Source organism: Stenotrophomonas sp. SMYL20 (genome assembly GCF_036320045.1).
Classification (GTDB): Bacteria; Pseudomonadota; Gammaproteobacteria; order Xanthomonadales; family Xanthomonadaceae; genus Stenotrophomonas; species Stenotrophomonas maltophilia_A.
Genome location: NZ_JAWIRT010000012.1, coordinates 51,343 through 63,973, shown reverse-complemented (window position 1 = coordinate 63,973; position 12,631 = coordinate 51,343). Strand labels below are relative to the sequence as shown.

Below are 12,631 nucleotides of genomic sequence, written 5' to 3'. Positions count from 1 at the left end.
CGGCGTGTCGCCTGGCGCCCCGCCGGCCGGGGAGGGCGGGCCGCTGGCCGGCACATGCATTCTCCTGGCTATCCCGAGGTTGCCGGCCAGCGGCCGGCACTACCCGACCAAAGCCGCATCGAACCCGGGCCGCCTGCGCGCCTACCATGGGGGTCTGTTCCCGATCCTGCCAGGTGCGTGCCGATGACCGCCGACCCCAGCATCCACACCATCGATACCGGTTTCCAGCGCCCGGATTTCGACGCTGCCTATCTGATCGTTGAAAACGGCCGCGCTGCGTTCGTCGACTGCGGCACCGGTCTGTCGGTGCCGGCGATGCTGCAGGCGCTGGCGGAGGCCGGCCTGGGCGTGGAGGCGGTGGACTGGCTGCTGCTCACCCACGTGCATCTGGATCATGCAGGCGGTGCAGGCCTGCTGATGCAGCAGTTGCCGAATGCGAAGGCGGTGCTGCACCCGCGCGGTGCGCCGCACATGATCGATCCGACCCGCCTGATTGCGGGTGCCACGGCGGTGTATGGCGCCGAAGAGATCGCGCGCAGCTATGGCCATATCGAGGCGATTCCGGAGCACCGTGTGGTGGTGGCCGAAGACGGCCACCGCATCGACCTGGCCGGCCGCGAGCTGGTGCTGCTACATACCCCGGGCCACGCGCTGCACCACTACTGCGTGTGGGATGCGCGCAGCCGCAGCTGGTTCACCGGCGATACGTTCGGTATCTCCTACCGCGAGCTGGACAGTGCGCAGGGCGCTTTCATCTTCCCCACCTCATCGCCGGTGCAGTTCGATCCGGAGGCGATGAAGGCCTCGATCCGGCGCATGCTGGGCTACCGCCCGCAGGCGATGTACCTGACCCACTACGGTCGTGTGGAACAGGTGGAGAGACTGGCCGACGACCTGTTCGAGCAGATCGATGCGATGGCCGCCATCGGCCGCCAGTGCGATGGCCGACCGGACCGCCACCGCTGCCTGCTGGCCGCACTGCAGGCGCTGTATCTGGAACGTGCACAACTGCATGGCTGTGCGCTGGACGATGCCGCGGTGACCGCTGTTCTGGCGATGGACATCGAACTCAACGCGCAGGGCCTGGCCTGCTGGCTGGACCGCATCAGCAGGTAGATCCACGTCATGCGTGGATGACGTGGACCCAGGCTGCGCCGTGATGTCACGACCACGTTACACTCTGGTGACTTCCAAGCTAGCCGTGGTACTGCCGTGAATCCGATGCGCGTGTTGCTGCTGTCGTCCTGCCTGTTCGTCGGTGGCCTGGCCCATGCGGCCAACGACCTGCCGGGTGGTGGTATCGATCCGCAGGCACTATCGCGCCACGTGCATGTGCTGGCGTCGGATGAATTCGAGGGCCGCGCGCCCGCCACCGAGGGCGAAGAGCGCACGGTGCAGTACCTGATCGAGCAGTTCCGCAGCTACGGCCTGCAGCCGGGTGGCGTGGATGGCAGCTGGGTACAGCCGGTGCCGCTGGTGCGCGCACAGCTGGAGGGCGCGGCCAAGGCCAGCCTGTCGCTGAAGCAGGGCAAGCGCGCGCTGGCCAACGGCGTGGACGTGACCCTGCAGAGCCTGCAGCCGCGCAAGCGCGTGCAGATCAAGGATGCGCCGCTGGTGTTCGTCGGCTACGGCATCGACGCGCCGGAACGCCAGTGGAACGACTACAAGGATGTGGACCTGCACGGCAAGATCGCCGTCGTGCTGATCAATGACGCCGATTTCGAAGCCGATGCGCCGGGCGCGTTCGACGGCAAGGCGGTGACCTACTACGGCCGCTGGACCTACAAGTTCGAGGAAGCCGCGCGCCGTGGCGCCGAGGGCGTGTTGATCGTGCACGAGACCGCACCGGCCGCCTATGGCTGGGCCACGGTGAAGAGCTCGGGCACTTCGCCGCTGTTCGACATCGAGCGCGGCCAGGCCGAGGCGATGGCGCAGCACACGCCGCTGCGTGGCTGGATGCAGCGCGAACTGGCCGAGGCGATCTTCGCCGACGCCGGCCTCGACTTCGATGCCGAGAAGCGCAAGGCGATGCGCGCCGACTTCCGTCCGGTGGCGCTGGATAACGCGAAGCTGAGCGTTGATTTCGCGCTGAAGCGCGAGCAGGTGGTGACCCGCAACGTGGTGGCCAAGCTGCCCGGTGGCGAGCATGCCGACGAGGCGGTGATCTTCTCGGCGCACTGGGATGCCTTTGGTATCGGCCAGCCGGACGCCAAGGGTGACCGCATCCGCCGCGGTGCGATCGACAACGCCACCGGTGTGGCCACCGTGCTGGAACTGGGCCGCGTGTTCGCCGCCGGCCCGCAGCCGCAGCGCACGCTGTACTTCGTGGCCCTGACCGCCGAAGAGAAGGGCCTGCTGGGTGCCAGCTACTACGCCGCGCACCCGCTGGCGCCGTTGGACAAGACCGCCGCGGTGCTGAACATCGAGATGTTCAGCCCGGATGGCCCGACCCGTGACATCGCCTCATGGGGCAAGGGCCGGGTCTCGCTGGAGGGTGACCTGGAGCGCGTGGCCAAGGCCCGCGGCCGCAGCTACAGCCCGGACCCAAACCTGGAAGCCGGCTTCTTCTACCGTGCCGACCACTTCGCCTTCGCCCGCTTGGGCGTGCCGGCGATCACCATCGGCCCGGGCCTGGACAAGCTGGACGGTGGGATTGAAGCCGGCCGCGCGCTGCGCGAGAAGTACTTCGCCGACTGCTACCACCAGGCCTGCGATGCGTGGACCCCGAGCTGGGACCCGAGCGGCCACGCCGCCGACACCCTGCTGGTCTACGACCTGGGCGCCGAGCTGGCCAACAGCCGCCGTTGGCCGACGTGGGAAAAGGAATCGGAGTTCCGCGGCGCGCGCGACAAGAGCGACGCGGCCCGCCGTTGAGGTACTGCCGGCCGCTGGCCGGCAACTCCCTGCTCTTTCCGGAGGTTCATGAGGTTGCCGGCCAGCGGCCGGCACTACCGAAAGAATGTGGAGTTGCCGACCAGCGGCTGGCACTACCGAAAGAGGTGGCGTTGCCGGCCAGCGGCCGGCACGCCCGGGTATTCGTCAGCGCCGGCGCAGCAGCTTCCACGCGCCCCAGCCACTGGCGGCGAGCGCTGCCAGATAGCACGCCACCATCGTGCGCAGTCCAACCGGCGACCCTGCATTGATGCCGCGATGCAGGCGCAGTTGCAGCGAGCTGTGGCCGCTGCCCAGGTCCACCGCCAGCTGCAGCGCCAGCGCGGCGCAGAACACCAGAAGGGCAATCCCGAATCCGATGCGCGGCCACGCGGCCTGTGCGCTCGGGCGGCGCAGCAGCCAGGCCAATGCCGTGGCTGTGGCCAGCGTCGCCGCGATCCACATCAACGGCGTGGCGGGAGACGCAGCGGCCACCGGCAGTGCACCGGTGGCCGCGATCAGGGCAACGCGCTTACTTGCGGGTGCCGTCGAGCCAGTTCGGGCCCTTGTTGGTGAGGAAGAACACATAGACCACCAACGATACCGCGATCGTCGCGGTCACGTAGATGGCGAACCAGTCGACGTGGCCGGTCTTCAGCGCGCCCTGGTACAGCAGCGGGGCGGTGCCGCCGAACAGCGAGTTGGCCAGCGCGTAACCCAGGCCCACGCCCAGTGCGCGCACATGGGTGGGGAACAGCTCGGCCTTCACCACCGCGTTGATGGAGGTGTAACCGGTGAGGATGACGAACGCCATGGCCAGGGTCAGGAAGGCCAGGGTGGCGTCATGCTGGTGCGGCAGCTGGGTGATCAGGTACCAGCTGTACAGCACGCCGCCGACGCCGAAGAACACCAGCAGGGTCTTGCGGCCGATGATGTCCGACAGCCAGCCACCGACCGGCTGCAGCACCATCAGGAACGCCAGCACGCCCAGGTTGATCAGGGTGCCGGTCATCGGGTCGTTGCCGGCGAAGGCGCTCTGGATCATCTTCGGGCCGTTCACCGAGTAGGTGTAGAAGGCCACGGTGCCGCCAGCGGTGATCAGGAAGCACAGCAGCAGCGGCCGCCACTGGTGCACGAACAGTTCGTACATCGAGCCGGACTTCTGTGCCTTGCCCTCGCGTGCGGCCTCGATGGACGACTCCGACAGCGACTCGTCCATGCCACGGCGCAGCCAGAACACCACCACTGCGGCGATGCCGCCGATGCCGAAGGCGATGCGCCAGCCCCACTCGGAGATTTCCGGCTTGCCCCAGAAGGTCAGCATCAGCAGCAGGGTCAGCTGGGCCAGCACATGGCCGCCGACCAGGGTGACGTAGTGGAAGGAGGACAGGAAGCCGCGGCGGCCGGGAATGGCGGCCTCGGACATGTAGGTGGCGCTGGCACCGTACTCGCCACCGGTGGCGAAGCCCTGCAGCAGCCGCGCGAACAGCAGGATGACCGCGGCCCAGATGCCGATGCTGGCGGCGGTGGGGGTGATGGCGATCAGGAACGAACACAGCGCCATCAGCGTGACCGAGACGGTCAGCGCCAGGCGGCGGCCATGGCGGTCGGCGAAGCGGCCGAAGAACCAGGCACCGATCGGGCGCATCAGGAAGGTCGCCGCGAAGATCGCCCACACGTACATCGTGGAGTTCTTGTCGTCGGGCGAGAAGAACTGCGATTCGAAGTACACGGCGAACACCGAGTACACGTAGACGTCGTACCACTCCACCAGGTTGCCGGCGGAGCCTTTGAGGGTGTTGGAGATCGACCGCCGCCGGGCGGCGCGGTCGTTCGCGGGGACAGCAGGTTGGGACGTGGTGCTCATCTGGGTGGGAATCCTCGATGCGGCGCGTCCGTGCGCAGGGAAAACGGCGCCCGGCCTTGGGGCGGCGCGGCCGGGCAGCCCTCTTGGTACTGCATCGACCGTCAACACGGGGTAGCAGACCAGAGCAGGGTGCATGGATGGATGACAGCGTGCCACCGTATGGGGTCCCGGACCATACTCAAAACGTCCTAGAATCCGCCTTCCCCCGGCTCCCTGGTGTGTCATGTCGGCTCCCCCCTCTTCGTCTGCGGCTGCCCCCCGGGGTGGCCTTGTCGCGCTGGCACTGCTGCTGGTCTACGTGGTCTGGGGCTCGACCTACCTGGGCATCGCCAAGGCCCTGCACGGCGGCGCACTGCCGCTGACGATGGTCTCCGGCAGCCGGTTCATCATTGCCGGTGGCCTGATGTTCCTGGCCTTGCGCCTGTTCTGGAAGATGCCGAACCCGACCCTGCGGCAGTGGCGCAACCTGGTCATCATGGGCGTGACCATGCTGGTGCTGGGCAACGGCATGGTGGTGCTGGCCGAGCGTGAGGTGTCCTCGGGCCTGGCCGCCACGGCGGTGGCCTCGGTGCCGCTGTGGATGGCGCTGTTCTCGGCGCTGCGTGGCCAGCACGCCAGCCGTGGCGAGTGGCTGGGCATCGCCATCGGTTTCCTGGGCGTGGTCTGGCTCAACGCCGGCAGCAGCCTGACGGCCTCGCCGACCGGGCTGGTGCTGCTGCTGATCGCGCCGATCGGCTGGGCCTTCGGTTCGGTGTGGGCACGCGGGCTGGATCTGCCGGGCCCGTTCATGACCGCTGCCGGGCAGATGCTCTGCGGCGGTGTGCTGCTGGTGCTGATCGGCCTGGCGGTGGGCGAGCGCCCGACCACGCTGCCCGATACCGGTGGCCTGCTGGCGATGGCCTACCTGTGCGTGTTCGGCTCCATCGTCGCGTTCACCGCCTACGTGTGGCTGCTGCAGAACGTGCGCCCCGCGCTGGCGGGCAGCTACGCGTACGTCAATCCGGTGATCGCGGTGCTGCTGGGCGCACTGCTCAACGGTGAACGCTTCGGCTGGCGCGACCTGCTGGCGATGGTGGTGATTCTTCTGGGTGTGGTGGTGCTGACGATGGCAAGGACGAGAAAGAAATGAGCATGGATGAGAAAGAACAACGCCGGGGCCTGCTGGTCACTGCGTCCACCTTCGTGATCTGGGGCCTGGTGCCGGTGTACTGGCACCTGCTCAACGAGGTGCCCTCGTTCCAGATCATCGCCCACCGCATCATCTGGAGCACCGTGCTGGTGCTGGGCTGGCTGCTGATCAGCTCGCGCCTGGGCTGGTGGCAGAAGATCGCCGCACAGCCGCGCGCGCTGCCGATCCTGCTGGTGTCGAGCCTGACCATCGCCTTCAACTGGGGCCTGTACATCTGGGCGGTCAACGCCGGCCATGTCATCGAGACCAGCCTGGGCTACTTCATCAACCCGCTGGTGAACGTGCTGCTGGGCGTGCTGGTGCTGAAGGAACGCCTGCGCCGCCTGCAGTGGGTGGCGGTGGCGATGGCGGCGGTGGGCGTGGCCTGGCTGACCATCGACGCCGGCACACCGCCGTGGATCGCGCTGGGCCTGGCCTGTTCGTTCGGCCTGTATGGCCTGTTGCGCAAGCTGGTTTCGGTCGACCCGGTGGCCGGCCTGGGCGTGGAAAGCATGTACCTGTTCCTGCCGGCGCTGGCCTTCGCGATCTGGGCCGAGAACGGCCATGGCGGCGCGTTCTTCCATGGCTGGGGCTGGCGCAACGACCTGCTGCTGATCTTCGGCGGCGCAGTCACCGCCGTGCCGCTGATCGGCTTCGCCTACGGCGTCAAGCGCATTCCGCTGTCGCTGGTCGGCATCCTGCAGTACATCGCGCCGAGCCTGCAGCTGCTGCTGGGTGTGTTCTTCTTCCACGAAGCGTTCGACACCGCAAAGGCGATCGGCTTTGCCGCGATCTGGGCCGGCCTGGTGCTGTTTGTCGGCGACAACATCCGCACGATGCGCGCCAAGCGCTAGCGCCGCGCCTGCTCGGCTGACACGTGTGCACAAAAAAGAGCGGCGCCCCGAGGGGCGCCGCTCTGCTTCCATCCACAGCCAGGAGAGAGTTGGCTGTGACGGGAACGCGGTTGCAGGCTTAGAAGCGCTGCTGGTACTTCATGTACATGAAGCGGCCGATGTCGAAGCCACCGTAGTAGGTGAAGCTGCTGTTCGGCTGGCTGTACATGATCGGACCCTGGTGGTCGAAGACGTTGTTCACGCCCAGCGACACGGTGCCGTCCCACGGCAGGCTGTAGCGCACCTGCAGGTCGTGGAAGGTGTTGGAGCCCACCTTGTTGGTCGGCGATGCACTGGTGTACGACGAACTGAAGCCCGGCAGGTTGCACTCGTCCATGTACGAGCACTTCTCCTTCATGCTGGAGTAGTAGCGCGCGGTCCAGCCGATGCCGAGGTCGCCGTACTGCCAATCCAGGTTGAAGGTCGAGCGGACGCGGAAGTCGCCGCCCCAGCTGGTGCGCTGCTCCACCGGCGTGGTCGCGGCGTTGTCGTTGCGCTGCTTCAGGTAGTCGGTGTAGGTGGTGTTCCAGTTGACGGCGAACTGGCCGAACGTGGTTTCCGGCAGGCGGTAACGCACGTTGATGTCATAGCCGGCGGTTTCGCGGAAACCGGCATTGACCAGCGAGCGGTCCAGGCTGTTGACTTGGCCGTTGCTGCCACGGGTGAAGCGACCACAGGCGGCGTCCGAACCCTGCACATAGCACTGCTCGAGAATGCTGTTGGTGGTCTCGGAGACGATGGCGTTGTTGATGCGGATCTTCCACCAGTCCAGGCTGACATCCAGGCCGGCCACGAAGTCCGGGCTGTACACCAGGCCCACGGTCCAGGTCTTGGCGGTTTCCGGCTTCAGCGCCGCGTTGGAACCCGAGTTGAAGTCGACGGTCGACTGCTGGCCCGGCTTGGTGGCAACGGTGCCATCGCTGTTGAGCTGGCGGAAGTTGGCCGGCACCTTCAGCGCCTGGCAACGGGCAGCAACGGTCGGGCTGGTGGCCGCGGTACCGAACGAGGTATCGCACGGATCGGTGAACGAATCGCGGGTGCTGACGGTACCGCCGTACAGGTCATCCACGGTGGGCGCACGGAAGCCGGTGCCATAGGTTGCGCGGACCAGCAGGCTGTCGATCGGCTTCCACTTCAGGCCGAACTTGCTGTTGGTGGTCGAGCCGAAGTTGTTGTAATCCGAGTAGCGACCGGCCACGTCCAGCGACAGTTCGCGCGCGAACGGCAGATCGGCCAGCAGTGGCACCTGCAGCTCCAGGTAGACCTCGTTGAGCGAGTAGTCGCCACGGGTCGGCTGGCCGCTGGTGCCGGTAATCTCACCCTTCTGCACCCGCATGTCCGGGGTGTAGCTGGCTTCTTCGCTGCGGTGCTCGAAGCCCATCGCGCCCATGATGTCGCCGGCCGGCAGGGTGAACAGCGAACCGGAGATGTTGGCGCTGGCGACCTTGGTGGTGCTCTTCATCTTGTCGACAAAGCGGGCGAACAGGTAGTCCTGTACGTCCTGGTTGCTCAGCGAGCCAGGGCCGGTATAACCCATCGGCGCAGCCGGGTTCCACGGCACGCAGCCGGCGATCACCGCACCCGGTGAGCCGCAGCGGGCCACGTTGCCATCCATGAAGGACGGGCCGACGGCCTGGTTGACGTGCGGCTGGTACATGCTGCCGGTACCGATGCGCTCGCCTTCATTGCGGTTGTACATGTAGCTGACGTTCCAGTCCCAGTACCGCGAACCGGTTTCGAAGCTGCCTTCCAGGCCGATGCTGGCGCGCTTGGTCTCCAGATTGTTCTCGGTGCCGCGCGGCAGCTCCTCGGAGCGGTGCGCGAACAGCACATCCTGGTCCCACAGGTTGAACGTGCTGTCCTTGGACAGGGCGGCACGGCTGCCGTTGCGCGCCTGGGCGGCGCTGACCGAGTACGGGTAGCCGGCCAGCTGCTTGGTCGATTCGCGCTTGCTGTACAGCGCGTCGGCGACGATGCGCAGGTCGTCGGTGATCGAGAAGCCGCCGTTGGCGAACACCGAGGTGCGCTCCAGGCCGGTCAGCAGGCTCATGTTGGTCTTGCTGTTGGCACCATCGGCCGGATCCGGCGCGTGGAAGTTGCCCTTCTGGCTCGGATCGCCACCCGGGCCCACGGTCAGGTTCTTGCCACCGACGGTGACGTAGCCCCACGGGGTGTTGCCGTTCAGGTTGTCGGTCGGGTGGCGCGGGCCGTTGGGATAGCGGCTGAACTCGCGATCCTTGCCCAGCACTTCGTCTTCCTTGGTGCGCTCAGCACCCACGGTGAACCAGCCGCGGTCGAAGGTCTTGCCGAAGGTGGCGCTGTAGGAGCGCTTCTGGCCGTCACCCTGGCCGTACTGGCCGACATAGACGCTGGCTTGGCCACCGTCGAAGTTCTTGCGGGTAATGATGTTGACCACGCCGGCGATGGCGTCCGAGCCGTACAGCGCGGACGCGCCATCGGTCAGCACTTCCACGCGCTCGACGATGGCCGACGGAATCGAGGCCAGGTCGGAGTAGCCGCCGGCGCTGACGCCCATGCGGCGGCCGTCGATCAGCACCAGGCTGCGTTCCGGGCCGAGGTTGCGCAGGCTGACGTACATGCCGCCGAAGTCGCGCGAGGAGGTCAGCGAAGACGCGCGGCCCATGCTCGGCGAACCTGCGGCGGGAATGTCCTGCAGGATGTCGGCGACGTTGACGTAGCCCTTCTTCTCGATCTCGGCGCGGTTGAGCGCGATCACCGGCTGTGCGGTCTCGACACTGGCCTGGCGGATGCGCGAGCCTGTGATTTCGATGCGGTCGAGAGTGGTGGTGGCGTCGCCGGTGCTCTGTGCGAAGGCGGGGGTGGTGCAGCTGGCGGCCAGCGCGATGACGATCGCGTTGCGCAGCGGAGTGGTTTTCAGGGACATCCGTGAAATCTCGTGTTTCAGGAAAAACATGCGCCCGTTCTATGGGCGCGTGGGGTGCTGCAAACCAACGTGGGGGGCGCGATTCTAGAATGTTTCCATTCGTAACTGTTTGTCTCTGCGCCACGGATGTGCGCGAAAATGAATCGCAACCAACAATCCACAGATGCGCTGTGCGCAGCGTCACGCGCGCTGCGTTGGCGATGGGCAGAGGCATCGATAGCGGCGGATTTCCCGCAATCTGTAGCAGTGCGTGTGTGCAGGCATCCATCCACGCATGGCGTGGATCTACTGGACGTACTGGTTCATCACCCGGCCTGGATGCATCGCCCTCGGTAGATCCACGCCATTCGCGGATGACGCGCAAGAAAAAAGGGACGGAGCCTTCGCTCCGTCCCCTGCGCAATGCGCGTTGTATCGCTGCGTGATGCTCAGGTTTCGCGCAACGCCGTGGTGATCGGCAAACGCGCCGCGCGCAGCGCCGGGAACAGGCCGCCGACAAGGCCGATGCCCAGCGCCCATTTCAGGCCGGTCCACAGCAGTTCCGGCGACACATGGAACTTGAACACCACTGCGCTGAAGTTGCTGCCGATGGTGGACACGCTGTAGCCATTGAACAGCAGCCATGCCACCGCACACCCCAGCAGGCCGCCGAGCAGTGCCAGCAGCATCGTCTCCAGCATCACCGCCGTCACCACCGGCAGGCCGCGAAAGCCGATCGCGCGCATGGTGGCGATCTCGCGCGCACGCGTGGCGACCGCCGCGTACATGGTGTTGAGCGCGCCGAACACCGCACCGACCGCCATGATGGTGCCGATCACCTTGCCGAGGATGTCGATCAGCTTGGTCAGCCCGCCGCCCTGCTTGCTGTAGTAGACGCGGGTGGTTTCCACGTCCAGTTTCAGGCGCGGGTCGGCGGCGACGGCGGCCTTGAACTGCTCGAAGCCGGCCTTGCCATCGGTGCGCACGCTGATCGACTGCCACGCACTGCGCTGGTAGGTGGTGGCCAGCGTATCGGCGTCGGTCCACAGTTCCGAATCATGCGCATCGCCGGTGGCGAACACACCCACCACGGTCCAGGTCTGGTTGCCCAGCGTCAGCGTCTTGCCCACATCCAGATCGCGGAACTGGCCCTTGGCGCCCTGGCCGACCACGATCTCGCGCAGGCCGGTGGCGAACGTGCGGCCTTCGACGATCTTGACCTTGTCATGCACCGCCCACGCCTGCGGGCCGACGCCGCGGAACTGCGCGTTGACGTCGGTGCCATCGGACTTCGATACCAGGTTGACCACCTGCGACAGCTCCGGCGACAGCAGCGGCCGGCCTTCGGCATCGCGAGTGATGCCGGGCAGAGTGGACAGCGTCGGCACCTGTTCGCGGGTGATGACCGAGTTGGTTTCGGCCTGCGAGCCGCCGCGCAGCACGATGGCAGTGGTGTCATCGCCGGTGTTGTTGAGCGTGGCCTGGAAGCCTTCGCCCATCGCCAGCATCGCCACCAGCACGCCGACCACGCCAGCGATGCCGACCACGATCACCGAGGACGCGCCCCAGCGCTGCGGCAGGCTGGCCACGCCGATGCGGGTGGCGGCCAGTGCCAGTCGCCCACCGCGGGTCAGCAGCAGCCACAGTGCCACCAGCACGGCCACGGCCAGCACGCCGATCCACGGCAGGCTGATCCACAGCACCAGGCCGATCACCAGCAGCAGCACCGTCACGCCGTTGCCCAGCCACTTCTTGAGTTTGCTCTTGAACATGTCTGCGTTCTCCTCAGCGGCCGGCCAGTGCGTCGACGATCTTCAGGCGCTTGGCACGCAGCGCCGGCAACAGGCCGACGATGATGCCGATCACCACGATCAGGCCCAGCCCCATCAGCCAGGTCGGCGTCGGCACGTGCGGCGGCAGCATGCCCATGCTCTTTGGCCCGATCACCGGCAGGATCAGCGCAGCCAGGCCCATGCCGATCAGGCCGCCGAGGCCGATCAGCAGCACCGACTCCACCATCACCAGGGTCAGCACGGTGCTGTCCTTGAAGCCCAGCGTCTTCAACGTGGCCAGCTCCGGCACGCGCTCGCGCACGGCCTGCGCCATGGTGTTGCCGGTCAACAGCAGCAGGGTGAAGAACACCGCGCCCATGATCGACGTAACGATCATGCCGATGTCCGCGAACTGCTTGACGAAGGCCTGCTGGAACGCCGATTCGGTCTGGGTCTTGGTCTCGTGGTCGGAGTTGGCCGAGATCGCGTCGATCGCCTGCGCCACCCGCGAGGACTGGTCCGGGTTGTCCAGCGTCACCGTGTACCAGCTCACCTGGTTCTTGATGTAGTCGTTGGATTCATCGAAGTACTTCCAGTTCATCATCAGCTGGCGTTCTTCGTTGGCGGCCAGCGCACGGTCCTTGGAGCGGTAGATGCCCTTCAGCTCCAGCGGCCAGTCGTTGCTGCCGCCACGCGGGAAGATGGTTGCCTGCAGCGGGATGGTGTCGCCGATCTTCCAGCCGAACTGCTTGGCCAGGGTCTCGCCGACGATGGCACCGGTGCGGGTCTGCTTCCAGTCCTCCAGCTGCGCCGGATCGATCTGCAGTTCACGGTAGACGTCGAAGTAGTTGGGTGACACCGAGAAGTTCGGGAAGAAGTTCTTCGGGTCCTGGTAGATGCCGCCGAACCACATGCCGTAGGCCACGTCGCGCACGCCGGCCACCTGCCGCACCTGTGCTTCCAGGCGGATCGGCAGCGATTGGGTGATCGACAGTCGTGAGGCCACCACCAGCCGATTGGCGCCCTCCACGCTGCCGCCGGAATTGAACGCCACGCGTACCGAATCGAGCATGCCGAACAGCAGGAACGCGGCCACCACCGAAAGCAGGGTCAGCAATGTACGGGTGCGGCTGCGGAACAGCTGCGCCCACACCAACGAGAAATATTTCATCGCCG

The 12,631-nt window shown here is 66.5% G+C and carries 9 protein-coding genes; 4 read left to right on the top strand and 5 right to left on the bottom strand.

The window, feature by feature from the left end; genetic code table 11:
• The first annotated feature begins 183 nt into the window (after window positions 1-183).
• The gene (locus tag V3B48_RS10925; protein ID WP_329893727.1) at window positions 184-1,116 is read left to right on the top strand and encodes an MBL fold metallo-hydrolase; all 933 of its coding nucleotides are present in this window, start codon (window positions 184-186) and stop codon (window positions 1,114-1,116) included.
• Window positions 1,117-1,221: 105 nt separating this feature from the next.
• Complete coding sequence (locus V3B48_RS10920) at window positions 1,222-2,874, top strand: M28 family metallopeptidase (RefSeq protein WP_329893761.1); 1,653 nt, start codon at window positions 1,222-1,224, stop codon at window positions 2,872-2,874.
• A 165-nt stretch (window positions 2,875-3,039) separates the two neighbouring features.
• Here V3B48_RS10920 and V3B48_RS10915 read toward each other — a convergent pair whose 3' ends face one another.
• Window positions 3,040-3,336: a hypothetical protein gene (locus V3B48_RS10915; RefSeq protein WP_279943180.1), complete on the bottom strand. Its 297-nt coding sequence runs from the start codon at window positions 3,334-3,336 to the stop codon at window positions 3,040-3,042.
• A gap of 67 nt (window positions 3,337-3,403) precedes the next feature.
• Window positions 3,404-4,738 (bottom strand): MFS transporter, encoded by a 1,335-nt coding sequence (locus V3B48_RS10910; protein WP_329893726.1) that lies wholly within the window; start codon window positions 4,736-4,738, stop codon window positions 3,404-3,406.
• A 223-nt stretch (window positions 4,739-4,961) separates the two neighbouring features.
• Between V3B48_RS10910 and yedA the strand changes: the two genes are divergently transcribed.
• Window positions 4,962-5,867, top strand: coding sequence for a drug/metabolite exporter YedA (gene yedA / locus V3B48_RS10905; RefSeq protein WP_032128174.1), 906 nt, complete (start codon window positions 4,962-4,964; stop codon window positions 5,865-5,867).
• The gene (gene rarD, locus V3B48_RS10900; RefSeq protein ID WP_032128173.1) at window positions 5,864-6,760 is read left to right on the top strand and encodes an EamA family transporter RarD; all 897 of its coding nucleotides are present in this window, start codon (window positions 5,864-5,866) and stop codon (window positions 6,758-6,760) included. Before yedA ends, rarD begins: the two co-directional genes overlap by 4 nt.
• Before the next feature lie 118 nt (window positions 6,761-6,878).
• Here rarD and V3B48_RS10895 read toward each other — a convergent pair whose 3' ends face one another.
• The 3 genes from V3B48_RS10895 to V3B48_RS10885 all read right to left on the bottom strand — a co-directional run bounded on the left by V3B48_RS10895 (window position 6,879) and on the right by V3B48_RS10885 (window position 12,626).
• Entirely contained in the window at window positions 6,879-9,704 is a 2,826-nt protein-coding gene (locus tag V3B48_RS10895) for a TonB-dependent receptor (RefSeq protein WP_329893725.1), read from the bottom strand.
• Between the two features lie 428 nt (window positions 9,705-10,132).
• Window positions 10,133-11,455, bottom strand: coding sequence for an ABC transporter permease (locus V3B48_RS10890; RefSeq protein ID WP_032128171.1), 1,323 nt, complete (start codon window positions 11,453-11,455; stop codon window positions 10,133-10,135).
• A gap of 13 nt (window positions 11,456-11,468) precedes the next feature.
• Window positions 11,469-12,626: an ABC transporter permease gene (locus V3B48_RS10885; RefSeq protein WP_329893724.1), complete on the bottom strand. Its 1,158-nt coding sequence runs from the start codon at window positions 12,624-12,626 to the stop codon at window positions 11,469-11,471.
• Window positions 12,627-12,631: the final 5 nt, after the last annotated feature.